This is a genomic window from Mesonia oceanica (genome assembly GCF_902499555.1).
In the GTDB taxonomy this organism is placed as follows: Bacteria; Bacteroidota; Bacteroidia; order Flavobacteriales; family Flavobacteriaceae; genus Mesonia; species Mesonia oceanica.
This window is the reverse complement of the sequence record NZ_CABVMM010000015.1, coordinates 49,754-75,278: the sequence shown is the minus strand read 5'-3', so window position 1 is coordinate 75,278 and position 25,525 is coordinate 49,754. Positions and strand designations below refer to the sequence as shown.

Below are 25,525 nucleotides of genomic sequence, written 5' to 3'. Positions count from 1 at the left end.
GGATAACAGCTTCTAATAACCTGTACTATGAAACTAAAAAAATCAGTCTTTCTAGCTTTTGCAAGCTTTATCGTTATTGGCGTATCCCGCGTTGAAGCACAAACCATAACGCGAGAACAGTTTAAAGATTCTATTCAAAAACTTCCCTATTTCTCCATCCATAAGGACAATTATTTTGTCACCGGGATTCCTACCAATACAGCAATCAACTCAAGTAGTGCCGATGCGAAATACCAGATCAGTTTTAAACAGATGATCACCCGGGATCAATTGCCCTGGGATACGTACTTGTTTCTGACGTATACCCAAAAAGCTTTTTGGAACATCTATGAAGATTCTTTTCCCTTTAAAGACATCAATTTCAATCCTTCTATCACTTGGGGAAAACCCATTTTTGACAAGAAAGATCGGTTAAGAGGTCTGGGAACTGTCTCTCTGGAGCATGAATCAAACGGACGGGACAGTATTTACTCCCGAAGCTGGAACCGAATAACCTTTTCTTATATCACAAAGATTGCTAAGAATACCCGGGGAAGTTTTGAGCTGTGGGCTCCTTTTGCCTATAAAGACGGAAACCGGGACCTCTTAGACTATACCGGCCTTGGGGAGATCAACCTGGAGCACGAATGGAAACCCAACAAACTGTATCTAACCCTCAGAATGCGAAAGGGACTAAACTTTGATGCAAAAGGCAGTATAAGAACGCGTATATACTTTAATCCTTTTAAACAAAACCGTTCTAACCAATACCTGATGCTGGAGTATTATGTAGGACAGGCAGAAGGCCTGCTCAATTATAAAGAATCAAAAAGTATGATTCGTGTAGGTTATGTGATCAAAACCAATGAGTTTTCTTTTTTTAGGTAGTTTTGCCTATCCTAACCGCACACTCTTATCAAATTTGCACTCTCAAAGTCCGTGAAAGAGTATAAAGCAAAAAGTAAGGGGCAAAGACTTGCATAATAGTTATTGGTGCTGTGCTTTCGTACTATATTTCTACTACTACTTTGCCTCTAGTTGTTCCTGTTTCCACTTGTAAATGCGCTTCTCTAACTTTATTAAAACCATAGATTTTATAGATATGAGGACGAATAATTTTTCTTTCCAATAGATCTGCTATGATTTTCATATCATCGCCGTTTGAGTAAACTGACATAAAAAAACAAGTATTCAGCTTTTTTTGTTCAGCTGCTTTTTCGTCTTCTTTTGTTAATCCTGAAGGTAAATTTACAATTGTTCCTTCTTCTCGAAGTACACTTACCGACTTTTTGAAATTCTTGTGCCCTATCGTTTCTAAAACAAAATCAATATTACTTAGTTCGTTTTCAAATTGCTGGTTCTTGTAATCAATATGCTTATCGGCACCCCAACCCAACACAAATTCCTTGTTTTTTGCAGATGATGTTCCTATTACAAATGCTCCTAGGTGTTTAGCCATCTGAACCGCAAAATGTCCTACCCCTCCTGCCGCTGCGTGGATTAAAACTTTATCTTCTTTTCTTAATTTGCCAAAAAAAGAAAAGGCTTGCCACGCTGTTAATGCCGCTAAAGTACTTGCGGCAGCTTCCGCGTGCGAAATATTCTTAGGCTTTAACGCTAAATGCGCTACAGAAACGACTATGTATTCTGCGTAGGCTTTTCCGTGTCCTACAAAATTTACCATCCCAAAAACTTCATCATTAAGTTTTAATGAGGTTATATTTTTTCCTGTTTCAACAATAATTCCTGAAATATCCCAACCTAAAATAATGGGTTTTTCATTTCTCAACGAAGCTGCTAATGCCTCCCCCTTTCTTGTTTTTACATCTACAGGATTTACACTAAATGCTTTTACTTTAACTAATACTTCATTTTCTGATATCCTAGGTATTGGTATTTCTTGAACTTCCAGATTTTCTACACCGCCAAATTCTTTCAATATAATCGCTTTCATATGCTACTTTAAAATTTATCTCCTAGTGTAATGCGAAGCCTGTTCAGTGTGTTCATAAGTGAAATACTTGCTGTTAGTTCAACCAATTCCCTTTGTGAAAAATGGTGCTCCATTTCTTGTTTGATTATATTCACCTCATCAGAAAGCACGGTTATCGCATCTGCCCATTTTAAAACAAGTTCCTGTTTTATATCAAAAGAAAAAGAATGCTTATGACCTGGGATTGTATCTATCAATTTTTGGTCTATGCCCATTTTACGAAGTTCTTCTGCGTGAAAACTACAGCAATAGGCACAACCATTGAGTTGTGAGGTACGTAATTCTGCTAAGGCTACTAATTTATTGTCAATACCGGACTGCCTGATACTTGTGTGTGACTGGTAAAGGCAACCAATGGTCTTTTTTGCGATTTCTTTATAATCCATCTTCTTTTTTTGTTTTAAATGACCTTGCAAAGGTATTGCTGTCCTATTTTCAGATGCCGTAATCAAAAAGGAAATAACAGTATCCTAATTGGATATTGTGTTTTTTAGTACTGTTTTTTGCACCTTTGTCTGATGGAGCAGATACACGATACATTCGCTATTGAAATCGTGGATTACAGCGAATGGAAAGAAAGAAACCGAAAAAACAATTTTTTTGAGTTGGTTTATATCTTAAACGGCAAAGGCTTACATCGTGTAAACCATATTGCATATCCGTACAGAAAAAACGGTATATTTCTTTTACCTGCGGCACGTTGTCATATGTACGTTATTGAAAAGAAAACACGTTTTCTCTTTCTTCGCTTCACGGCAAGTTACTTTTTACCAAATCCCAACGAAACGGTAGATTATAGCAAGTGGTTCAATTCCCTGAATTTCATCATTGGCAATCACGATTACCTATCGGGGGAATTAATAGATAATCTTGATGATCGAATGCAATTAAAGAGGCTTTTGGACATCATTCTTTATGAATATCAAAAAAAAGCAGGTTGTAGCACCTTTATAATTCAGAATACATTGGTTTCGTTAATCGCAATCATCAGTCGGAACATACAGGACAAGAAATACAGAGGGCATCATTTTACAGATAAAAAAATTGCCGAAATCCTGAATTTTATAGACTTTAATCTTCTTGAACCCGAAAAACTGACAGTGGGTTATCTATCTCAAAAGTTCAATATTTCCAAAAATTATTTCAGTGAGTATTTTAAAAGGAATACATCCCAAAAGTTTCAAGATTACTTAATTTGTTCTAAACTACGTATAGCAGGGGCAAGAGCAAAATTTACCGATGTTTCTTTTCAGGAAATAGCTTCCGAACTTGGTTTTACCGATAGTAGCCATCTCAATAGGATGATGAAAAAATATACAGGTAAGGGAATGCGGGAAACAAGAAAGGAAATACAAAATAACAGGAATTAATTTTTTCAATAGATAAAAAAGCGCGGAATACTTCATTGGGAAAGTTAAATCTCAGACATAAAAAAACCCCTTGTAAAACAAGAGGTTTTTGGTTTTCTAAGTGATCGCGACAGGATTCGAACCTGTGACCGTCTGCTTAGAAGGCAGATGCTCTATCCAACTGAGCTACGCGACCAAGCTTAAAAGCGGTTGCAAATATATTAATACTTCTGAATAAAACAACCCTAAATTCTTCAAAAAAATGAACAAATAATTAATTCACTCATATTCAGAAAGAAAAATTTTAATTTTTACTCATATTTATTAATGTAAACGGTCTTTCTGTTTAAAAACTCTTTAATTCCGTGGGAAGAAAGTTCTCTTCCATAACCTGATTCCTTGGTTCCTCCAAAAGGTAAACGCGGATCACTTTTTACTAGTTCGTTAACAAAAACAGCTCCATCTTCAAACTGCGGAATTAAAGCTTTTGCCCTTTCGTAATCCTCTGTAAAAATAGAAACTCCTAATCCAAAAGCTGATCTATTGACCAAATCAATAGCTTCCATATCAGAATTAAATCGGGTTACGGCCATTAGAGGCCCAAAGGTTTCCTCTTTAAAAATAGTCATCTTTTTATTAACGTTAATCACGATAGTAGGCTCAAAATAAGTTTTATTTCGTTTTCCGCCCAACACTACTTTTGCTCCTTGCTTTTTAGATTTTTCTAATTGTTCTTCTAAGTCTATCGCCAAATCTTCACGTGCTAGCACACCTATATATGTTTCTTCATCCATCGGGTCTCCACTCTTCAATTCACGAACTTGTGTGATAAATTCTTCCAAAAATTCTTCATAAATAGATTCTTGAACAATTAGACGTTTTCCGGCAATACAACTTTGTCCGGTATTTTGAAACCTGGCTTGCACACAGGTTTTTACGGTTTCGGTAATATTCGCATCTTCAAAAACCACTAAGGCGTTACTTCCCCCCAATTCCAACACCGATTTTTTTATTTCTTCTCCGGCAATGGAAGCCACCGAACTTCCTGCGGGTTTACTTCCGGTTAAGGTGACTGCTTTTACACGTTTATCCCTAATAATTTGTTCTACCTTTTTACTGCCAATAATTAGGTTTTGGAAACAACCTTCAGGAAAACCGGCATTTAAAATGGCTTGTTCTATATTTTCTGCACAGCGCATTACATTGCTGGCATGTTTTAAAAGACCTACATTTCCTGCCATTAAAGCCGGGGCAATAAATCTAAATACTTGCCAAAAAGGATAATTCCAAGGCATGACAGCAAGAATTACTCCTAACGGATCGTAACGCACATAAGATTCTTTTGCATCGGTTTCTATTATCTCTTTTTCAAGTTGATTTTTTGCATTTTCAGCATAATATTCACACACCCAAGCACATTTTTCAATTTCGGCTATAGCTTGTGTAATAGGTTTTCCCATTTCTTTAGTAATGGCTGTGGCATAATCTTTTTTATTGTTCCGCAATTCATCAGCCAACTTCAGCATTAATTCTTTTTTTCTTTCAAAAGAAACGTGCCGCCAATCTTGAAATGTCTTATCGGCCTTTTTTATTTTTTTAGAAATATCTGATTTGGTGTGAACTTTAAATTTTTCAATTTTCTCACCGGTATAAGGATTTATGGATGTAAGCATTCTATCTAGTATTTTAACTTTTTGATTCTTCGTCTCAATTTAAAAATACTGGGGATGATAGCATTTTCAATTAAGAGTAATTTAACGCCACTTATTGTTAACAAGTTGGTGTATAAGTCTTAAGACTCAATTAACTTAAGATAAGTTGGATTACGTAAATTTATTAAAAATCACTTACTTATGGATGTTCGCGACGAGTATTTACTACACATTAGACCCGAAATTCCTTCTGCTAAGGTAGCTGAGAATATGTCTTCTGAAGAACGATTTCAAAATGCTACTTTACGACCGGTCATTAAACTTCAGCATCATTTATTGATAGAAGCTTTTAAAAACTATATCAAAAAACATAAAAATGTATTTTTTGAACTTTCTTTAGAAAGAAGATTAGGCTACATTGATAATGTTATTCATAAAGACATGAAGTTTAGAAATAGTTTAAAAGGAATGATCATTGGCCAATTTACGGTGAATGAATACCTTACGTATATCGAAAATTCTTCAGCCTTAAATAAACGAATGATGAATTTGGTGAGGGACAGGCTTCAAAATAGTATTCAGCTTTTAGAACAAGATTATGTTTTCTAAAATTATACTATTTTTACTTTTATGAGAGTAAGAAGAAGGCATAAAAAAAAGCAAAAAGTAAAGAATACTTCAGTTAATCAAATTCCCGGACAGGTTACCTATGTAGGGAATAAAGAAACAGAAAACCCTTCTGTTGAAATTATAAATTTCGACAAGGATAAAGTCACCCGTGAAAATAGTAATAAGGTAGATGATGCTTTTCATTTTAAAGGAAAAGACAACATTACCTGGATTAATATTAACGGCTTAAACCATACTAAAGAGATTGAAGAACTGGGGAAGCATTATCATCTACATCCATTAATTATAGAAGATATTGTAAACACTCAACAACGTCCAAAGTTTGACGATTACGACGATTATATTTTTGTAGTGGTTAAAATGCTTTATAACGACAGCCAAAATGAATTTGTAAATGAACATTTAAGCATTGTTGCCGGTGAAGGTTTTGTACTTACCTTTCAAGAGGCTGATGGTGATGTTTTTGATGGAGTTCGAGAACGTATTAATAATACAAAAGGCAGAATGCGCACTTCTGGTTCAGACTATTTAATGTATGCCCTGATGGATGCCGTTGTCGATAATTACTTTATTATTATTGAAGCATTAAGCGAGAAGATAGAAAGCCTTGAAGATTCCCTTTTTACCCAAGCGGTAGAAGAAGATATGACCCAAGAAATACAAGATCTTAAACGAGAAGTATTACGTATTAGAAAAGCTATTCATCCGCTGCGAGAAGTCGTCAATCGGTTAGAAAATAGTCAACACGAACTCATTGACCAAAAAACACATAGTTACCTTAGAGATTTACAAGATCATATTACTCAAATTTCTGAAAATATCGAGATTTATCGAGAAATGATTTGGGGACTTATGGATATGTATATGACTACCATTAGCAATAAAATGAATGAGGTAATGAAAGTGCTAACCATAATGGCTAGTATTTTTATCCCTTTAACTTTTATGGCCGGAATTTATGGGATGAATTTTGAATATATTCCCGAACTTCAGTTAAAGTATGGTTATTTCTATCTTTTAGGACTTATGTTCGTTGTTTTTTGTATGATGATTTGGTATTTTAAACGCAAAAAATGGCTATAAGCTAACCTCTAATGAAAAAAGTATTACTAATACTACTATGTGCTATCTTTTGTATTTCTTGTATGGAAACAAATAAATCGCATGAACAGCCTCCCTCATTACATTTGAAAGAAAGGTTAGCAACAACTATTGAGGCTGATTCACTTTTAAACGAAGGGAAAACTTACCTATCTATATATTCTCAAGTTTATAGCCTTTCTGAACATCGAAAACATAATCTTACCGTTACCGTAAGTATGCGGAATACTAGCTTATCTGATACGCTATATTTAGAAAAAGCAGACCACTATTCTACCGAAGGAAAATTAATAAAACCTTATTTAGAAAAAACAATTTTTATCGCACCGATGGAAACATTGGAAATCGTGATTAATGAACAAGAAATCGCAGGTGGAACCGGAGGTAATTTCATTTTTGTTTGGAAGATAAACAAAAATGCTCATGAGCCACTTTTTGAAAGTGTGATGATTTCCACTACCAGTCAGCAAGGGTTGTCGTTTATTAGCCAAGGTGTTAGAATTGAATAAACCTAGTCGCTTGTCTTGCGCTTTTTATGATCTACATAAATAAAAATAGCATAAATCACAACTCCTGCTCCGCCAATCCAATACAATCCGGTTTTTAAAGTTTCTATATTTTCAGCAAATAGGGCAATAGCTGTTGCTAACGGTACAATCCCTAACATGGTTGCGGTAATAAATTTCACATATTTCATTTTTACCCCACCCGCTAAAATACTAATGGCATCATTCGATAAAAAGGGAGAAATCCTAAATAATACAATACTCCAAAAACCATAATTGCCCACCCAATATTTCAGTTTTTCAAAAGTTTTGTCACTAATAAATTTATGTAATGCTTTCTCACTTAACCCAATTCCTATAGAATAACCAATGGTAGAGGCCAAGAAAACCCCTGCTGAAGACATAAGAATAGAAGGAATAGTCCCATATACCAAAGCTGCAGCTATCATTGGTAACCACGAAGGAAAAATCACCAAAAACATTTGTAAAACAATAATCAAGATAATTGCGGCGATCCCCCAACCACCAAAACTTTTAATGGTAGAAGAAATTTGTTGTTGCTCACCAGATTTTAGAGCTTCCCATAAATCGTTCATCGCATTTTGAAAATCAGGATAAACAAAATATAAAATTACTAATCCCACTACTAAGGTTAATGTAAAATACAAAGAACTGTATTTGGCAATATTCGCTGCTTTCAATTTTATTGAGTTTTCTCAAAAATAATAAAGCAAAAACTAAAATTTCCTAAATAAATATCAAATTACTCCTCCAATTTTACTTCTTTCAAAATTAATCCGGAAGGTTGAGCTATGTGTTCTAATTTAATTCTATTTTCCCCTTCTAAGGTTTTTTCTATAAAATTCAAATCTACATCTCCCCTACCCAAATCAAATAAAGCACCCATCATTAACCTAATTTGATGCCGTTTAAAACCTTTTCCTCTAATTTTTAATACATAACTTTTCTTCGGAAAGAAATTTGCCGTATAAATATCATTTTCTGTTAACTCACAAAAATCAATTTTCCCCTGTGTTATCGTTTCAGGTTTAGGTCTAAAAGCATACGACCAAAAATCATGTTCTCCTTCAAATAATTTAGCACCTTGCTGCATCAACTCAATATCTAAATCATCTTTAAAATACGTCATAAACGGTGCACAAAACGGATGAAACTTTTCGCCATAAGCAAAAAAATACAAATACTCTTTTTGCTTGGGGTGATTAATAATATTGAAGTCTTTATCGGTTTCTGTGATATCCAAAGCTCGAATATCCGGAGGAAGGTTTTTATTGAATTCAGGTAAAAATTCTTTTACATCAATCGGTGCTTTATCCACAAAAAGTTCGATATACGTTTGATTAACCGAAACTTTTGCATCGGTCCTACCGGAAGCCAAAAGTTTAAAATTCTTTCGTCCCAACACATATGCGGTAGTTCGTTCTACCATTTTTTCAACCGTAATCACATCAGGCTGTTTTTGCCAACCGTGAAAACGAAAGCCTAAATATTGAAGTTTAATAAGGTAATAAAACCTAACTCGTTGCATCTCCTTTTCTTTCAAAAATAAACACTATTCAGAAACTGTCAAGAAATTAAAGGTATTTCGTCTAAATCAAATCAACATAAGTATTTTGTTGCTGCATTTTTAAAGTAGGCAACAGAATAATTTCTAACTTTGAGTTGCTAGAATTTTCGATACATGAATAAACAAGAAATTATTGCTCAACTAGAGAACCAAAAACTAAATCCGCATTTAAAATTTCGGCTGAAAACCGCTACCGAAAACTTTACCAATAAGTTATTTCACACCCTTTTTGATGCTGAAATCCCTGTTGAAAAGAATTTGAATGAGCTAGAGGAAGACTTTAAAGAATTAGTAGATTTAGCCTGTTGGGACCATGAAAAACCTTGTAGCAAACTTTGGCAAAATTACATTACCAAGCTACCGGAATTGCTCTGCAAATTGAATAAAGATGCCGAAGCCATTCATAAAAATGATCCGGCTTCCAATTCTATTGAAGAAGTTTATTTATGTTATCCAGGATTTTTTGCAGTAGCCATTTATAGGTTTGCCCATGAATTTTATAAAGCCGGTTTCCCACTGGTTCCTCGTATGATGACCGAATATGCACATCGGCTTACCGGAGTAGATATTCATCCCGGAGCTCAAATTGGAACTTCTTTTTTTATCGATCATGCTACCGGAATTGTTATTGGGGAGACTGCTGTGATAAAAAATGAGGTAAAAATTTACCAAGGGGTTACGCTAGGAGCTTTATATGTTGAAAAAAATCTAAAAAACACAAAAAGGCATCCTACCGTAGAAGATCAAGTTACCATTTACGCCAATGCCACCATTTTAGGCGGAAAAACGACGGTAGGAAAAAACAGTGTGATTGGCGGAAATGTTTGGCTCACCTCTTCCATTCCAGAAAATTCTATTGTTACCCACAGTCCAGAAATAAAAATTAAGCAAAACTCATGAGTACTATCTTAGATTTAATAGGCAACACGCCGCTAGTTGAGGCCCAACAACTGAACAAGAACAAAAACGTAAAGCTCTATTTTAAATTAGAAGGGCAAAATCCAGGCGGAAGCGTAAAAGATCGTCCTGCCTACAATATGATCAAAAGTGCGATAGAACGTGGCGATATCGATAAAAATACCAAGTTAATTGAAGCGACCAGTGGAAATACCGGAATTGCACTCGCACTTATTGCCAATCTTTATCAACTAAACATAGAATTGGTAATGCCTGAAAACGCTACCAAAGAACGTGTACAAACGATGCGTGCCTACGGAGCAAAAGTTACTTTAACTCCTAGCGATCGTGGCATTGAAGCTGCTCGTGATTATGCCGATAACAAAGTTGCCCATGAAGGTTATGTGGGCTTAAATCAATTTGCTAACGACGATAACTGGAAAGCGCATTACAAAACCACCGGACCAGAAATTTGGAACGATACCGAGCATAAGGTCACTCATTTTGTATCTTCTATGGGAACCACCGGAACCATTATGGGAACTTCTACTTTTTTAAAAGAGAAAAATAGTGATATCAAAATTGTAGGTGTACAACCCAGCGATAATGCTAGCATTCCCGGAATTAGAAAATGGCCAAAAGAATATTTGCCTAAAATTTTTAACCCTAAAAAGGTAGATCAGGTTATTGAAGTAAGTGAAGAAGAAGCACGAGCTATGACTATACGTCTAGCTAAAGAAGAAGGTGTTTTTGCGGGAATGAGCAGTGGCGGTGCTACTGCAGCAGCGTTAAAGCTTATCGAAACACTGGAAGAAGGAGTGGTAGTTTCTATTGTTTGTGACCGCGGTGATCGTTACCTTTCTTCTGATTTGTTTGAGGAGTAAATTTCCTCATCTATTTTAGCAAATGTAAGATCAAGAAATGTTATTTTCTACTTTTCCGTCACCCTGAACTTGTTTCAGGGTCTCATCACTAAAAATTATTTTATAAATTCGGTATGAGATTCCGTGCCAAGCACGGAATGACGAAATTTTTAATTATCAATCAAGGAAACGCCATTTAAATCGGTGGTTAGAACGCTACTCATATAATCAAAAAATGGCTTTATAGCTTGAAAATGCTTATCTATAGTTGTTGCAAAATCAGGGGCAACTACTTCTTTATCGGTAAATTTTTTGGTAAACGTCCATTGTTTTAAATTCAATAAATCAATAGCAGGATGTTCTTTATCAAATCCTTTAGGGGAAGTTTTTAAGCGCTCTCCTTCTACTTCTCCCCAATATTTTTTCAAGTCTTTTTGCTGAAGAATTTCCTGTATTTCTTCCGCATCCATTTCTACTTCTTTCCTAATTCTATATAAATCATCTTTATTGGGGTTCCAAAAACCTACGGCAATAAACGATTTATTTTCGGGTTGAATATGTACATAATATCCACCACGTAATGCCGGTTTTCTTCGAGTAAAGCTTGCCCCAAAATTGGTTTTGTATGGCGTTTTATCTTTAGAAAACCTCACGTCCCTATAAATTCTAAACGCTTTTGTTTTTTCTATTTGATCGTGAAGATTCAGCTTGATTTCAATTTCTTTATAGAAATCTTTCATTTCACTTTCTAAAGCTTTAAATTCAGCTTTATGGTCATTAAACCAATCGCGATCGTTATTTTGTTCAAGTTGACGTAAAAAAGCTAATACTTCTTGAGGTACAGATTTCATGGAAAGTCTTTTCTTCAAAGTTATAAAACTTATTCTTTTAATATCATGATTAAAATCGGAGATTCCATAGAATGAAGCAAACGTACTTCTATTATTTTCGTCATCCCAAACTTGATCTGGTACCTCATCTTATGGTCAAGCTTCGCTTGAGATGTGGTACTAAAAATTGATGATGACTTATTTTTTACTTCCTCTAGTTTTAGGCTTTTTATATTTCTTTTTGATCTCGCGACGATAAGAACCTCCTAAATTTTCTTTTTGGTTTTTCTCTTTCTTTTCATGAAATGCTGCTCCTCTTTCTTCTTCTGTCTTTTTGTGTTTCGTGAAATCTTTTTCTTTGTGCTTTGGCTTTTCTTCGGGGCTAAGCTCTTTAGAAATTTCTACCCCTTCTGGTAAAGCTAATTTGGGGATTTTATAATCCATCAATTTCTCTATTGCTTCTTTGTAAGCTTGTTCTTTTTCAGTATAAAGTAAAATAGAACTTCCCTGTTCCTCTGCTCTACCGGTTCTACCGATACGGTGCATATAATTTTCAGGAAATAAAGGAGTATCAAAATTAATTACATGAGTAATTTTATTTAAATCTAGCCCACGAGACATCACATCACTCGTCACTAACACACGAACTTCTCCCGTATTAAAACTTTCAATTGATCGAATACGGTAATTTTGAGTTTTATTTGAATGTATAACAGCTACATCCTGATTAAACTTTTCTTCTAATAATTGAAATACCAAATCGGCACTTTTCTTATTCGGCACAAAAACTAAAACTTTTTGAAACTGCTGCTTATCTTTTAATAGGTATTGAAGTAAATTTACTTTGGTATAAAAATTAGGAACTGAATAACAAACCTGATCTATATTATCTAAAGGTGTACCACTCACTGCCACTGAAATATTCTCTGGAGACTTGAAAAAATCTTGGATAAATAAGTCTACATCATCAGTCATTGTTGCCGAGAACATAATGTTTTGACGCTGTGGCGGTAAAATTTCTAAAATATTGGTTAACTGAAATCTAAACCCGAGATCCAGCATCACATCTACTTCATCTATCACCAGTTGTTTAATTTCTTTTAACCGAAGTGCTCTACTTAATGTTAAGTCATACAATCGTCCGGGAGTTGCTACTACGATATCACAACCTTGTGCCACCAATAGGTGATGGGTATTCATATTAACGCCTCCATAAACTGCAGCTACTCGTAGGTTGAGGTATTTAGCAAATTTGCCAATTTCTTCTTCTACCTGTAAAACAAGTTCCCGTGTAGGGACCATAACTAATACCCGAGGATGTTTTTGTTTTGAAAACTTTAAATTTTGTAAAATAGGTAGCATATACGCAAAGGTTTTACCCGTTCCCGTTTGAGCAATTCCCACAACATCTCTCCCACTCATAATTACCGGAAAAGATTTAGACTGTATAGGGGTAGGTTTTTTAAAACCTAAATCTTCAATCGCATAGTGTAATTGCTTATTAATTTTAAAATCTTCAAATAACTCCATAGCTTAACTCCTATTTTGCTGTAAAAGTAGTTCTAATTCAATAAAAAAATTGAAATATTTAGATAACTATTTTAAATATCAGTTAAAATAATTACTTTTTTGTATAAGTAAAAAATCTATTCTTATTGTTTTTATTTTTAATGATTTCTTTTAGTTATGATGATACCTCCGATAATAGATGGTTTTATAGTGAATGGTGATACGTTCGATAAAAATTTGATCAACAGTAATCAAACTATTGATTATCATCACACTAGCACAATTATATCTTCTTCTAACAAATATGCTAGTGACTTTGTAGAACATCGAGAGCTAGAATAAATATTCTATAGAATGCTGAGCAATTAGAACGTAGTGCTTATAAGTCTGCTTATAGAATGTCTGCCGAAGGATTGTATGGAACCATATTTTTACGGAAATAACTAAAAAGGTAGATGGCTCACTTAATTCGTTAGGAGCCAAAATAGCCTATGCGGAATACATTTGAATATAAGAATGCCGGTACAGAAAGTTTTAAAAATGGAAAAGTCAAGGTAACTAGCATTAGTTATAACGAAGAGGGCTGTATAGGATATATAGATTTAAACTATAATTTTTCTTGAGATGTAATTAAGATAAAACCTCAAAATAGTTAGATGAATTTCATCTATGAATATGATAATTATTTTATAATAATCGATCCTGAATAAACAGCAACAAATTCCCTTCTTGAAAACTTACCGTTGCCCGATTTTCTAGGATGGTATTTCGTGTTCCTATTCGGGATGTGATAGTTAGGTTTTCATTTTGTAAAGAATATTTTACTCCGGTAGAAGTGATCTTTTTTGCTTCAGGAAATGGGTATAGAGAAAAAACCTCTTGTTGAAATCCTTCAATTTCAGTTTCTTTTTCTGCAAAAAAATAAAATCCGAAATCGTCAAAACAGCGAATGTCAATTTCGTGTTTATGCTTGAGCATAGAAGTTAAATTTCCCAAAAAATGATCTTGTTCTAATCCGCTACAGCCAAAAACCGAAACACTCTTAAAACCTTCCTCAATAATGATTCGCAAAGCTTTTTCAAAATCAGTGGCATTTTGATCGGGCGTTTCGATCACTTTCACTGCTGAAGAAATTTCTGAAACTAAAACCGAATCAAAATCACCGGAAACTACATCGGGTTGAATATTTAACTGATGAAGATTTTTATAGGCACCATCAGTACAAAATATTTTTTTAAAATGAGTTAATTCAGGAACGATACTAGGGAATTGACCGTTGATAAATAAAACTACTTCACTATCAAATCGATAATTTTCTCGATGTATGTGCATTAATGTCTTTTTTGTAAAACCTTGACAATATCATTTAACTGAAAGCCTTTGGCATTCAGCAAAATTAAATAATGAAATAACAAATCTGCAGATTCATTTAAAAATAAATCATCGTTATCATCTTTCGATTCAATTACCACTTCTACGGCTTCTTCTCCTACTTTCTGCGCAATTTTATTAATTCCTTTTTCAAAGAGGGAAGCTACATAGCTATCTTGGGCAACCGATTGATTTTTTCGGTTTTCAATGATTTGTTCCAATTCAGAAACAAAACCATAATCTTGTTTGTTTTTTTCTTGCCAACACGTATCTGTACCTTTATGACAAACAGGCCCTTCGGGATTTACATGAATCAACAACGTATCGTTATCGCAATCTAATTTGATATCGACCAAATGTAAAAAATTACCACTCTCCTCGCCTTTTGTCCATAATCGTTGTTTGGATCGGCTATAAAATGTCACTTTTTTAGACTCATTGGTCTTTAAAAAGGCTTCTTCATTCATATAGCCCAACATCAATACTTTCAAGGTTTTTGCATCTTGAATAATTGCCGGTACAAGTCCGTCGCTATTTTTATTAAAATCTATATTCATATTTTTTATTTAAAGACCTCTCGACTCCGCTCGAGGTGATATTATCAATTTTTTGTTATCCCAAACTTAATTCGGGATTTCATTGTGTTTTGTTTTAAAAATATTAGTATCTAAATGTGATGCTGAATTAACACATCGACAAGCTCAGTATAACAAGTTCAGCAAGACGCCACTAAATTTTATTTTCTAACTAAAATTCCTTCTTCATTTAAAAATTCTTTTAACTCTGGAATGGCAATTTCTTTAAAATGAAAAACACTCGCTGCAAGAGCTGCATCGGCTTTACCTTCTTTAAACGTATCTGCAAAATGCTGCATATTTCCTGCTCCGCCCGAGGCAATGATCGGAATATTTAAGCCTGTAGAAAGTTGAGCTAAAGCTTGATTGGCAAAGCCATTTTTAGTCCCATCGTTATTCATGGAAGTAAATAAAATTTCTCCCGCACCTCGTTGTTCTACTTCTTTTGCCCAATCAAAAAGATTGAGTTCGGTAGCTAACTTACCGCCTACCAAATGTACTTTCCACACATCCTCAACTTTTTTGGCATCAATAGCTACAACCACACATTGACTTCCAAATTTAGCAGAAAGTTCATTAATTAATTGCGGTCTTTTAACTGCGGAAGAATTGATGGAAACCTTATCGGCGCCGGATTGCAACAATACATCTACATCTTCTACAGAAGAAATTCCGCCGCCAACCGTAAACGGAATATTCACTTTTTCGGCCACGCGAAGCACTAAATCTGCTAAAGTTTTACGTTTCTCTTCAGTAGCAGAAATATCTAAAAACACTAATTCATCAGCGCCATTTTCTGCATAAAATTGTGCCAGTTCTACCGGATCACCGGCATCTCTTAAATCTAGGAAGTTCACGCCTTTTACTGTTCTTCCGTTTTTGATATCTAGGCAAGGAATAATTCGTTTGGTAAGCATTTGTGTAGTTTACTGTTTACGGCTTTTAGCCATTGGCTTCTAGCTTTATTTAATTCTAAGACCTCTATTTCTTATTTGTCCTCTCGGACTTAATATGGGATCTCATTAGGTTTTGTTTTAACTAAATTACAATCTGAATGTGATGCTGAAATAAGCCTACCTCGCCGGCAGGCAGGTTCAGCATGACGCTCTTCATTCCTGATTACTAAATATCAACTTTCTAAAATATAGTTTTCTAGTTGTTTTAAACTAATTCTATTTTCATAAATCGCTTTACCAATAATGGTTCCTTCGCAACCGAGTTCAGCGAGTTTGGGGAGTTCTTTGAAGGTTGAAATTCCGCCGGAAGCAATTAATTTAACGCCTTGACATTCTTCTAGTATTTTTTGATATAATTGAAACGACGGACCTTCGAGCATACCATCTTTACTAATATCAGTGCAAATCACGTATTGAATTCCTTCTTCTTGATATTCTTGAATAAACGGAATCAATTCTTCTTTAGAATCTTCTTGCCAGCCTGAAATGGCAATTTTCTCCTCTTTTGCATCGGCTCCCAAAATAATTTTTTCGTTTCCATACTGCTGAATCCAACTGCTAAAAAGCGATTTATCTTTTACTGCAATACTTCCGCCGGTAATTTGCTTCGCTCCACTTTCAAAAGCGATACGTAGGTCTTCATCAGATTTAAGTCCGCCACCAAAATCGATTTTCAACTTTGTTCTTGAAGCGATTTCTTCTAAGATTTTATAGTTGACAATATGTTTACTTTTTGCTCCGTCTAAATCGACTAAATGCAAATGTTGAATTCCGTGCGCTTCAAATTGTTTTGCTATTTCTAGCGGATTTTCATTATAGACTTTCTTCGTGCTGTAATCGCCTTTGGAAAGTCGAACACACTTAGCGTCTATAATATCTATGGCTGGAATGATTCTCATAGTTAAATTAGATTTCGTTTAGACTTTTCGTCATCCCGGACTCGATCCGGGATCTCATCGCATATTTATTAAAAAAAAACTATCACTTAGATGTGATGCTGAATCAAGCCTGCCTCGCCGGCAGACATGTTCAGCATGAAGCGATATCTTTTTAGCCTTTCAAAAAATTCTCTAGTATTTTTTCTCCGGCATCACTACTTTTTTCAGGATGAAACTGAACTCCATAAAAATTGTCTTTCTGTAAAGCTGAAGCATACGGAACATCATAAGTGGTTTCTGCAATCATCTCGTCACATTTTTCAGCATAAAAACTATGTACGAGATACATAAATTCTTGTTCTTTTACACCTTGAAATAATTCTGATTTAAGATTTGAAATTTGATTCCATCCTATCTGCGGAACTTTTACTTGATTTGAAAAACGCTTCACTTCAACATCAAAAACTCCTAAACCTTTAGTATTTCCTTCTTCTGAGTGCTGACACATTAATTGCATGCCTAAACAAATACCCAATACCGGTTGTGTTAATTGCGGAATCAGTTGATCTAATCCGGTTGCTTTTAATTTTTTCATCGCACTACTCGCTTCGCCTACACCCGGGAAAATCACTCGACCGGCTTGCTGAATTTCTTCAACATCATCAGACAGTTTGGCTTCAAAGCCCAATCGCTGTATCGCAAATTTGATGCTTTGTATATTTCCCGCTCCGTAATTGATAATGACTATTTTCATTTCATTTAGTAATTAGTAGTTAGAATTGAGTATATAGTTTTTATTAATCATATTCTTTTGAAATATTGAAACAAGTTCAGTATAATCTAGCTTTATTTTTCTTTCTAGCGACGTCATTCCAGACTTGATCTGGAATCTCATCCTGTTTTTCTTTCGTAACATCTTCTAAACTTGATGTGATACTGAATCAAGTTCAGTATGACGAATTCTCATCTCTAACATCTCAGTTCTCCTAAAGCATTCCTTTAGTACTTGGCAAAATCATTTTTTCAGTATCTCGTTTTACGGCAGCTTTAATAGCTTTTGCCCAAGCTTTAAAAATGGCTTCAATTTTATGATGCTCATTTGTGCCTTCTGCTTTAATATTTAGGTTTGCTTTTGCTCCGTCTGAAAAAGATTTGAAGAAATGATAAAACATTTCGGTTGGCATTTTTCCAATCATTTCTCGTTGAAAATCGGCTTCCCAAACTAACCAATTTCTACCTCCAAAATCGATAGCCACTTGTGCTAAACAATCATCCATCGGTAAACAAAAACCATAACGCTCAATTCCTAATTTGTTACCTAAAGCTTGCTGAAACACTTCACCTAGGGCAATGGCGGTATCTTCAATGGTATGATGTTCATCAACTTCTAAATCGCCTTTTACCTTAATCTTTAAATCCATCTGACCGTGACGTGAAAGTTGGTCTAACATATGATTGAAAAATGCAATTCCTGTCTCAATTTCACTTTTACCGGTTCCATCTAAATTTAATTCGATAGAAATATCGGTTTCATTGGTTTTTCTATGAACTTCTGCTGTTCTATCTTTTAGTTTTAAAAACTCATAAATTTCTTTCCACGAGTCGGTTTGTAAGGCGATAGCATTTTCAACCTCTTCTTTATTGTTCTTAATTTCATCGGCACCCAATTCTGCGTGTGTATTGATGAAGATACCTTTTCCGCCAAAATTATATGCAAATTCTACATCGGTTAAACGATCACCCACCATGAACGAGTTTTTTAAATCGTATTTTCCTTCCTCTAAATAACCTTGTTGTTTTAATAAACCTATGTTGGGTTTTCGGGTCTCGGCATTTTCTTCAGCATACGTTTTATCGATTAGACTTTCTTTAAACCCCGCTCCTTCATTGGCAAAAACTTTCTCTATAAAATGTTGAATGGGCCAGAAATCTTTTTCTGGAAATTCTTCGGTTCCCAAACCATCTTGATTGGTTACCATCACCAACTCATAATCTAATTCTTTAGCGATTTTTGAAAGGTAGTAAATCACCTCTGGATAAAATTCAAGTTTATCTAAACTGTCAATTTGGTAATCTTCCGGTTCGTGAATTAACGTTCCATCACGGTCTATAAATAGGATTTTTTTCATATAATTTTTTTTGATTAGTATGAAATAACAGATCAAATCTGCCTTAACTAAACATATATTAATTTAAATTGTATTTCCTTTTTTCCTGCAAGGTTTCAAAAACCTTATAGTATCAATTTTCATCGATTTTCATACCTACAAGATCAAAAAAGACCTTACAGGAAGATATATAGTTAATTTCAATTCTATTAAATTTCTTTATCTATGATTCTTAAATTTTCAACTAACTTTTTATTCTCCTCAAAAGTTCCAATCGTAAAACGCAAGGTGTTTTCGCAAAGTGGCTGCGTAGTTCGGTTTCTAATCACAATTCCTTTTTCAATCAATTCTTGATAACGCTTGTTGGCATCATCAACTTTCACTAGTACAAAATTGGCATCGGTAGGATAAATTTCTTGAATAAAACTAATCTCCTCCAGCGCTTTTATCAACTGAATTCGTTCTTTTAAAATCATTTCAACTTCATCAAAAACCTCGTCAACAGCCAACACACGCTCTAAAGCTTTTTGCTGAGTTAATTGATTGACGTTATAAGGAGGTTTAATTTTAGTTAATATTGAAATAATTGCTGAAGAGGCGTAGCAAACCCCCAATCGAATTCCAGCCATTCCGTAAGCTTTAGAAAGCGTTTGGGTGACGATTAAATTGGGATAAAGATCAAGAAAGCCAATCCAACTCTCATATGATGAAAAATCTATATAAGCTTCATCGATAACGACAATTCCCCTGAAATTTTCTAAAATGGCTTTTATTTCTCGGGCATCAAACGCATTTCCCGTCGGGTTGTTAGGCGAACAGATAAAAAGTAACTTGGTTTGTTTATCTGCCGATTTTAAAATAGATTTTACATCGAGCTGAAATTCTTCCGTCAATAAAACTTCCCGATTTTCGATATTATTAATTTGGGCTAAAACCTTATACATCCCGTATGTTGGTGGTAAGGTAATCACCTTATCGATGCCGGGTTCACAAAAAGCGCGGAATAATAAATCTAAGACTTCATCGCTCCCGTTCCCTAATAAAATCTGTTCTTGCTTTACATTTTTTAGCTTTGCCAATACTGCCTTCAAATCGCGTTGTTGCGGATCTGGATAACGATTTAAACCATTCTCAAACGGATTTTCATTGGCGTCGAGAAAAACCATTTTATCGCCATTTGCTTGATATTCATCTCTTGCAGACGAATACGTTTTTAACGCTTGCACGTTTGCTCGTACCAAATTTTGTAAATTAAAGTCGCTCATATTTATTGTTTTACCTCTCGAATTCACTTGAGGTGAAATTTATACCTCTATTCTTTAGATGATGTGGTGCTGAATCAAGCCTAACAACTAGTTAGTTATCGTCATCCCGGACTTGATCCGGGATCTCATCCTGATTATGACGCTACACTCTTTAATCTTAAAGATACCGCATTTTTGTGCGCCTGTAGACCTTCTGCTTCAGCCATTAATTCGATAGCTTTACCAATGGTTTGAATCCCGGTTTCATTTATTTTTTGAAAGGTCATACTCTTTTGAAAACTATCTAAATTCACTCCGCTATATTGTTTGGCATAAGCGTTAGTAGGTAGCGTATGATTGGTTCCTGAAGCATAATCTCCGGCACTTTCCGGTGTATAATTACCAATAAAAACTGAACCTGCATTTTGAATTCCACTCACGAAAAAATCTTCGTTTTGCACCACCACAATAAAATGTTCAGGAGCATATTCGTTGATTAAATTTAAAGCCGTTTCTTCGCTTTCAACTAGAATTAATTTTGAATTTTCAATAGCTTGTTCCGCAATTTTTAGTCTTGGTAAATCCTGAATTTGTTGCTGTACTTCTTTTTCAACTTCTTTTAAAATTTCTTCGGAAGTAGTCACCAAAATCACCTGACTATCGGCTCCATGCTCCGCTTGAGACAATAAATCTGAAGCAACAAAACTTGCGTTGGCAGTTGAATCGGCAAAAACCAATAACTCTGAAGGTCCCGCCGGCATATCAATGGCAACATTAAACCGAGTTGCTAATTGTTTGGCCACCGTTACAAATTGATTTCCGGGACCAAATATTTTATAAACCTGCGGAATCGTTTTGGTTCCAAAAGTTAAACCGGCAATCGCTTGAATCCCTCCCACCTTAAAAATTTTAGTAACCCCACATAAATGAGCAGTATATAAAATGGCCGGATTAATTTTTCCGTTTTTATCGGGTGGAGTACATAGTACGATTTCTTGACAGCCTGCTAATTGGGCGGGAACAGCTAACATTAAAATGGTAGAAAATAAAGGTGCTGAACCACCGGGAATGTATAAACCTACTTTTTGAATCGGTCGTTTTTCTTGCCAGCATTTTACTCCGTTTTGCGTTTCCACTTCTACCCGATCGGTTTTTTGTGCCGCATGAAATTTGGTAATATTATCTTTTGCTAGTTGAATCGCTTCTTTGAGTTCTGTTGAAATTTCTTTTTGTGCTTGTTGCATTTCTTCCGTAGAAACTTCCATGTTAGCTAAAGAAATCCCGTCGAATAAACTCGTATATTTTGCAATGGCTTGATCACCTTTTGATTTTACTTCAGCAAAAATTTCATTTACGGTAGCTTCTATATCATCGATGGTTTGCGTAGGTCTTTTTAAGACTTCTTCCCAGGTTTCTTGCGATGGATTTTTTATAATTTTCATAATTATGTTTTTTACCTCTCGACTCCGCTCGAGGTGACAAATTCTACAATACCATTTTTTCAATAGGACAAATTAAAATCCCTTCAGCGCCATTGGCTTTAAGTTCATCGATAACTTCCCAAAAAGTTTCTTCATTAATCACTGAATGTAACGAACTCCAGCCTTCTTTAGCCAAAGGCAAGACAGTTGGGCTCTTCATTCCGGGTAAAATTTCTATAATTTTGTTGAGCTTGTCGTTGGGAGCATTCAGCAATACATATTTTGACGTTCTCGCTTTTAAAACTGATTGAATACGAAATAAAAGCTTGTCTAAAATTTGATTGTTTTCTGTAGAAATTTTAGGGGAGACAGCTATGACGGCTTCACTTTTTAAGATTTGTTGTACTTCTTTTAAATTATTTTTAAACAAAGTACTCCCGCTAGAAACAATATCCACAATTGCATCTGCTAAACCAATACTAGGTGCAATTTCTACCGATCCGGAAATTTGATGTAAATCTGCGGTAATTCCTTTTTCAGCTAAATAATTTTTAACCGTATTTGGATAAGAGGTGGCAATCTTTTTTCCTTGTAATTCTTCTAAACCTTGAAATTCTCTCTCTTTAGGAATAGCAATTGAAACTCTACATTTAGAAAAACCTAATTTTTGCACTACCTCTAAATCTTCTCCTTTTTCTATGATTAGATTTTCACCAATAATCGCCATATCTACCACGCCATCTCTTAAGTATTGCGGAATATCTCCGTTTCTTAGGTAAAGAACTTCTAAAGGAAAATTACTAGCAGTGGTTTTGAGCTGATCTTTTCCGTTATCAATGTAAATCCCTGCTTCTTTTAGAATTTTAATAGAATCATCGTGTAAACGTCCTGATTTTTGAATTGCAATTGTTAGCATTTTTTTAAAATAAAAGTTTGAGCAGTTAAAATTGGGCAACAAAAAACCCGTTTGAACTACTCAAACGGGTTTGTAAATTATTTTTGAATTTCATCAAATACATAATCACCTCGCTTGAGCGTGGAAGTGAATATGATGGTGATGTAAATTAATTTGTCTCATTATAAATACAAACATATAAATTATTTGAAAGAAAAATTCAATTTTAGAAAAATTTAATACTTGTCTAATTATTTCCTAAAATAATAGGCAAACCTTCATCTCCTCCTCCTATGACAATCACTTTAGAGTTTGTAGATTTAGCTAGGTCAATGGTAGCTTGTATTCCTTTTTCTTTTAAAACTTTATCGGTTAACGATTCGCTTAAAATCTTATTAGCTACCGCTTTACCTTCTGCATCAATTCTTTGTCTTTCTGCTTCCTTGGTCGCTTTGGTTAATCTAAATTCATATTCTAAAGATTCTTGCTCTTGACGTAATTTACGCTCAATCGCATCTTTAATGGTAGTAGGTAATGAAACATCGCGCACCAAGATTTCATTTACTTGTACATATTGATCTTTTAAAAGAATTTGTGTTTCTTCTAATATTTCTTTTTGAATGGCTTCCCGTTTACTGGCATATAATTGCTCGGGACTATATCTTCCTACAACTGCTCTGGCAGCAGATCTTACCGCTGGTTTTAGCAATCTTTCAATATACTCCTCTCCTTTTTCTTTATGTAGTTTTCCCAAATCATCATACTTTGGCTGAAACCAAGTTGAAGCATCTATTCTAATTTCTAATCCGTTAGAACTTAACACTTGCATTTTTTCATCTAGTGATTGCTGTCTTACCTCATAGATAAAAACGCTATTCCAAGGAGCTACAAAGTGAAAACCTTCTCCAATAGGAGGTTCATCGGTAACGACACCACCGTCTAGCGTTTTGTATAAAACTCCCGCTTCTCCAGAACCTATGGTTACTGTCGCTTTGAACATTATAATTATAAATACAATCCCGATAATTGCTATTGGGATAATTGCTTTTGGTAGTCTATTTTCCATTATGTTGATTTAGATTAGTCCGTAATATTTTCTTAAAAACCATTCGGAAGATAGGCAAAAGATTATGATTGCCAATAGATAAATCCAATCGATTAATGGAGAGATTTCTTGCTTACTTTTTTGGATAGGTTTAAATTCTGGAGCAGCCAACAAATTTTGTTTGAGCTGTTCAAATTGGTTCGGGAAATAAACTTGCTTATTCAATTGTTGAAGAGCGCCTAAGTTGGCACTTAAAAATTGCTTCTCTACGTCAAAGTCAACAATTGTAAAATTTCCTGATTTCGATAATTGCTCTCCTTCTACTGTTACAGTAAAAGCGTATTCTCCTGCTGTTAAATTACTTAAATCAACTTCGTATAAATTATTCCGAAGCAAAAAAGGGAAAACCTGAGAAGCATTGGTTTCTTTATATTTCACAGTTAGCCCCAATTTTCCACGAGGGTCAAATTCATAATTTCTATCGAAATATTGCGCTTTCAACACAATATCATCCCCTGAATTATAGAACGAATTATAATCAATCTGTAAACGTTCTCTTCGTTTATTGGAAGCTAAATATTGAACCAGTTTTCCGAAAAATTCATCATAAGTATTAAAGCTTTCTGTCTCTAAAAAACTTTTGGCTCGCCATTGCCAAGAATTTTCACCAAATAAAAATCCGTGACGTTGCGTTCCGTTTTCTAAAGTTGCCAATAAAGGGGTGTCTGTTTCGTAACCGGCAATGGATTGAAATAATAACGAATTTACTTCTGTAGAGAAACTTAATTCGCCAAATTTATCTTTTAACGGAGGAAAATCATCAAAACCAATATCTTCAAATTGAAAAGAAGAGTAATTCTGATTGTATCTGGCTAAATAATCTTCTTCTTGATGGGTACTTTGCTTTGTAAAAATGTCTTGAATTTGATCAAGAAATTGGTAATTGGTTTGTGTTCCTGTTACGGTAAAGGTGTTTAACCCTAAGCGTTTAATCTGTTCATAAGCCCGAGCAAATCGCTCATCAGGTTGGTACAAAACTACAAGCTGATAGTCTCCAAAATCTATTTCTTCATCTATATTTTTTATCGTAGCGGCCCGCTGTTGGTTGTGTTCTATACTTTTTTTAAAAGCTCCCAAATCGGGATGTATAATTGAAGTAAGCAAAAGAACATTGGTTTTCTCGTCAATAACTTCTACTGCAAAATTCTTGATGTTATTTTCTATATTTTTTTCGTTTTCTATAGGCTGAATAGAAACTGAATAGGTTTTTACTCCCACGCTGTTGGCAGGAAGTGTCGCATTGATAACTGCGGAAGTTTTTTCACTACTAAAAGGAATTATTTCTGAATATAAAATTTGGTTGCCTTGTTTAATTTCAAAACGTTGTGAAAGCTTTGAATTTCCCGAATAATTCACAAATACTTCTACCGGAAATTTATTATTGAGAAAGGCGTAACGGTTGACATTTAATTGGCCTATTTTTAAATCGACGTACTGAGTTGTATCGCCTACCACAACCGGAAATATAGATTGCTTGAGTTGTTTCGCTGAATACGTGAAATCTTGCCCATAGGTTTGATTACCATCTGAAATAAAAACAACGGGAGCGGTTTTGTTTTTGTAAAGTTGTTGAAGATTAGAGAATGCTTGATGAAGGTTACTTTGTTGTTCTGAAAAAGTAATAGAATCGTTAGCTTTAAAATCTGAACCAAAACTGTAAGTTTCAATAGAAAAAACTTCGGTTAAATCTTCATCTTGCTGTAATTGATTTAATAAATTTTGAACTTCATTTTCTTCTCCTAAATTTTTAATCGATGAAGAATTATCGACAGCAATGGCTAAGGATGGTTTTTCTAATGTATACGTAGTGCTGGTAAATTTAGGGTTTATCAGCAATAGAAATACAGAAAAATAGGTTATAAAACGCAAAGCACTGAACAGCATCCAGTGCTTTGAACGTTTATTTTTCTTCGTAAAATAATATTGTACCAACACCAATGCTAATGCGATAATCGCTGCTAAAATGATTAAAAAGATGTTGGTGACAGTCATTAAATTAGGTTAGAGTTTTATATTTAATTAAGTAAACACCTCTCGACTCCGCCTTCCTTTAGCAGGCAAGCTCGAGGTGAACA

27 protein-coding genes and 1 tRNA gene are annotated in these 25,525 nt (G+C 34.6%); 9 read left to right on the top strand and 19 right to left on the bottom strand.

The window, feature by feature from the left end:
* The first annotated feature begins 27 nt into the window (after positions 1–27).
* Entirely contained in the window at positions 28–867 is an 840-nt protein-coding gene (locus FVB9532_RS16900; protein WP_150546366.1) for a phospholipase A, read from the top strand.
* Between the two features lie 121 nt (positions 868–988).
* Here FVB9532_RS16900 and FVB9532_RS16895 read toward each other — a convergent pair whose 3' ends face one another.
* Together FVB9532_RS16895 and FVB9532_RS16890 are read right to left on the bottom strand one after the other, a co-directional pair.
* On the bottom strand, positions 989–1,933 hold the full coding sequence (locus FVB9532_RS16895) for an NADP-dependent oxidoreductase (protein ID WP_150546365.1): 945 nt from the start codon (positions 1,931–1,933) through the stop codon (positions 989–991).
* A gap of 8 nt (positions 1,934–1,941) precedes the next feature.
* A complete protein-coding gene (locus FVB9532_RS16890; RefSeq protein WP_150546364.1) occupies positions 1,942–2,358 on the bottom strand; it encodes a carboxymuconolactone decarboxylase family protein in 417 nt (138 codons plus the stop codon).
* 132 nt (positions 2,359–2,490) lie between these two features.
* Between FVB9532_RS16890 and FVB9532_RS16885 the strand changes: the two genes are divergently transcribed.
* Positions 2,491–3,342, top strand: a complete 852-nt coding sequence (locus FVB9532_RS16885; protein WP_150546363.1) for an AraC family transcriptional regulator — start codon at positions 2,491–2,493, stop codon at positions 3,340–3,342.
* A 101-nt stretch (positions 3,343–3,443) separates the two neighbouring features.
* Here the strand turns inward: FVB9532_RS16885 and FVB9532_RS16880 are convergent.
* Positions 3,444–3,517: transfer RNA gene (locus FVB9532_RS16880), tRNA-Arg, on the bottom strand.
* Positions 3,518–3,632: 115 nt separating this feature from the next.
* Positions 3,633–4,994, bottom strand: coding sequence for an NAD-dependent succinate-semialdehyde dehydrogenase (locus tag FVB9532_RS16875; RefSeq protein WP_150546362.1), 1,362 nt, complete (start codon positions 4,992–4,994; stop codon positions 3,633–3,635).
* Between the two features lie 180 nt (positions 4,995–5,174).
* Between FVB9532_RS16875 and FVB9532_RS16870 the strand changes: the two genes are divergently transcribed.
* The 3 genes from FVB9532_RS16870 to FVB9532_RS16860 all read left to right on the top strand — a co-directional run bounded on the left by FVB9532_RS16870 (position 5,175) and on the right by FVB9532_RS16860 (position 7,213).
* Positions 5,175–5,582: a glyoxalase gene (locus FVB9532_RS16870; RefSeq protein ID WP_150546361.1), complete on the top strand. Its 408-nt coding sequence runs from the start codon at positions 5,175–5,177 to the stop codon at positions 5,580–5,582.
* A 21-nt stretch (positions 5,583–5,603) separates the two neighbouring features.
* Entirely contained in the window at positions 5,604–6,686 is a 1,083-nt protein-coding gene (corA, locus tag FVB9532_RS16865; protein ID WP_150546360.1) for a magnesium/cobalt transporter CorA, read from the top strand.
* A 62-nt stretch (positions 6,687–6,748) separates the two neighbouring features.
* Positions 6,749–7,213, top strand: a complete 465-nt coding sequence (locus tag FVB9532_RS16860; protein ID WP_228482380.1) for a DUF3124 domain-containing protein — start codon at positions 6,749–6,751, stop codon at positions 7,211–7,213.
* A 2-nt stretch (positions 7,214–7,215) separates the two neighbouring features.
* Here the strand turns inward: FVB9532_RS16860 and FVB9532_RS16855 are convergent, their stop codons facing one another.
* Together FVB9532_RS16855 and FVB9532_RS16850 are read right to left on the bottom strand one after the other, a co-directional pair.
* On the bottom strand, positions 7,216–7,911 hold the full coding sequence (locus FVB9532_RS16855; RefSeq protein WP_150546358.1) for a TVP38/TMEM64 family protein: 696 nt from the start codon (positions 7,909–7,911) through the stop codon (positions 7,216–7,218).
* 62 nt (positions 7,912–7,973) lie between these two features.
* A complete protein-coding gene (locus FVB9532_RS16850) occupies positions 7,974–8,759 on the bottom strand; it encodes a tRNA pseudouridine synthase A (protein WP_150546357.1) in 786 nt (261 codons plus the stop codon).
* Positions 8,760–8,912: 153 nt separating this feature from the next.
* Here FVB9532_RS16850 and epsC point away from each other — a divergent pair, with 153 nt between their 5' ends.
* Both epsC and cysM read left to right on the top strand, forming a co-directional pair.
* Positions 8,913–9,698: a serine O-acetyltransferase EpsC gene (gene epsC / locus FVB9532_RS16845; RefSeq protein WP_150546356.1), complete on the top strand. Its 786-nt coding sequence runs from the start codon at positions 8,913–8,915 to the stop codon at positions 9,696–9,698.
* A complete protein-coding gene (cysM, locus tag FVB9532_RS16840) occupies positions 9,695–10,579 on the top strand; it encodes a cysteine synthase CysM (protein WP_150546355.1) in 885 nt (294 codons plus the stop codon). The genes epsC and cysM overlap by 4 nt, the downstream gene beginning before the upstream one ends.
* Positions 10,580–10,728: 149 nt before the next feature.
* Here cysM and FVB9532_RS16835 read toward each other — a convergent pair whose 3' ends face one another.
* Positions 10,729–11,409, bottom strand: coding sequence for a DUF2461 domain-containing protein (locus FVB9532_RS16835; protein WP_150546354.1), 681 nt, complete (start codon positions 11,407–11,409; stop codon positions 10,729–10,731).
* Between the two features lie 177 nt (positions 11,410–11,586).
* Positions 11,587–12,918, bottom strand: a complete 1,332-nt coding sequence (locus tag FVB9532_RS16830) for a DEAD/DEAH box helicase (protein WP_150546353.1) — start codon at positions 12,916–12,918, stop codon at positions 11,587–11,589.
* Positions 12,919–13,074: 156 nt separating this feature from the next.
* On the opposite strand from FVB9532_RS16830, the gene FVB9532_RS19540 reads away from it, so the two are divergent.
* Positions 13,075–13,239, top strand: a complete 165-nt coding sequence (locus FVB9532_RS19540) for a hypothetical protein (protein WP_194716572.1) — start codon at positions 13,075–13,077, stop codon at positions 13,237–13,239.
* Positions 13,240–13,388: 149 nt separating this feature from the next.
* Positions 13,389–13,520, top strand: coding sequence for a hypothetical protein (locus tag FVB9532_RS19940; protein ID WP_262714411.1), 132 nt, complete (start codon positions 13,389–13,391; stop codon positions 13,518–13,520).
* 64 nt (positions 13,521–13,584) lie between these two features.
* Here the strand turns inward: FVB9532_RS19940 and FVB9532_RS16825 are convergent, their stop codons facing one another.
* The 11 genes from FVB9532_RS16825 to FVB9532_RS16775 all read right to left on the bottom strand — a co-directional run bounded on the left by FVB9532_RS16825 (position 13,585) and on the right by FVB9532_RS16775 (position 25,442).
* Positions 13,585–14,229 (bottom strand): thiamine diphosphokinase, encoded by a 645-nt coding sequence (locus tag FVB9532_RS16825; RefSeq protein WP_150546352.1) that lies wholly within the window; start codon positions 14,227–14,229, stop codon positions 13,585–13,587.
* Positions 14,229–14,825, bottom strand: a complete 597-nt coding sequence (hisIE, locus tag FVB9532_RS16820; protein ID WP_150546351.1) for a bifunctional phosphoribosyl-AMP cyclohydrolase/phosphoribosyl-ATP diphosphatase HisIE — start codon at positions 14,823–14,825, stop codon at positions 14,229–14,231. The genes FVB9532_RS16825 and hisIE overlap by 1 nt, the downstream gene beginning before the upstream one ends.
* Positions 14,826–15,004: 179 nt before the next feature.
* Complete coding sequence (gene hisF / locus FVB9532_RS16815; RefSeq protein ID WP_150546350.1) at positions 15,005–15,760, bottom strand: imidazole glycerol phosphate synthase subunit HisF; 756 nt, start codon at positions 15,758–15,760, stop codon at positions 15,005–15,007.
* Between the two features lie 212 nt (positions 15,761–15,972).
* Positions 15,973–16,698 carry a 1-(5-phosphoribosyl)-5-[(5-phosphoribosylamino)methylideneamino]imidazole-4-carboxamide isomerase gene (gene hisA, locus FVB9532_RS16810; protein WP_150546349.1) on the bottom strand — a complete coding sequence of 242 codons (726 nt, stop codon included), beginning with the start codon at positions 16,696–16,698 and terminating at the stop codon, positions 15,973–15,975.
* A 151-nt stretch (positions 16,699–16,849) separates the two neighbouring features.
* Positions 16,850–17,431 (bottom strand): imidazole glycerol phosphate synthase subunit HisH, encoded by a 582-nt coding sequence (gene hisH, locus FVB9532_RS16805; RefSeq protein WP_150546348.1) that lies wholly within the window; start codon positions 17,429–17,431, stop codon positions 16,850–16,852.
* A 232-nt stretch (positions 17,432–17,663) separates the two neighbouring features.
* Entirely contained in the window at positions 17,664–18,806 is a 1,143-nt protein-coding gene (gene hisB, locus FVB9532_RS16800; protein WP_150546347.1) for a bifunctional histidinol-phosphatase/imidazoleglycerol-phosphate dehydratase HisB, read from the bottom strand.
* Between the two features lie 188 nt (positions 18,807–18,994).
* On the bottom strand, positions 18,995–20,050 hold the full coding sequence (gene hisC, locus FVB9532_RS16795; protein WP_150546346.1) for a histidinol-phosphate transaminase: 1,056 nt from the start codon (positions 20,048–20,050) through the stop codon (positions 18,995–18,997).
* A 134-nt stretch (positions 20,051–20,184) separates the two neighbouring features.
* Entirely contained in the window at positions 20,185–21,471 is a 1,287-nt protein-coding gene (gene hisD, locus FVB9532_RS16790) for a histidinol dehydrogenase (RefSeq protein ID WP_150546345.1), read from the bottom strand.
* A gap of 43 nt (positions 21,472–21,514) precedes the next feature.
* Positions 21,515–22,366, bottom strand: coding sequence for an ATP phosphoribosyltransferase (gene hisG, locus FVB9532_RS16785; protein WP_150546344.1), 852 nt, complete (start codon positions 22,364–22,366; stop codon positions 21,515–21,517).
* Between the two features lie 226 nt (positions 22,367–22,592).
* Positions 22,593–23,411 carry a prohibitin family protein gene (locus FVB9532_RS16780; protein ID WP_150546343.1) on the bottom strand — a complete coding sequence of 273 codons (819 nt, stop codon included), beginning with the start codon at positions 23,409–23,411 and terminating at the stop codon, positions 22,593–22,595.
* A gap of 9 nt (positions 23,412–23,420) precedes the next feature.
* The gene (locus FVB9532_RS16775; RefSeq protein WP_150546342.1) at positions 23,421–25,442 is read right to left on the bottom strand and encodes a VWA domain-containing protein; all 2,022 of its coding nucleotides are present in this window, start codon (positions 25,440–25,442) and stop codon (positions 23,421–23,423) included.
* Positions 25,443–25,525 lie beyond the last annotated feature (83 nt).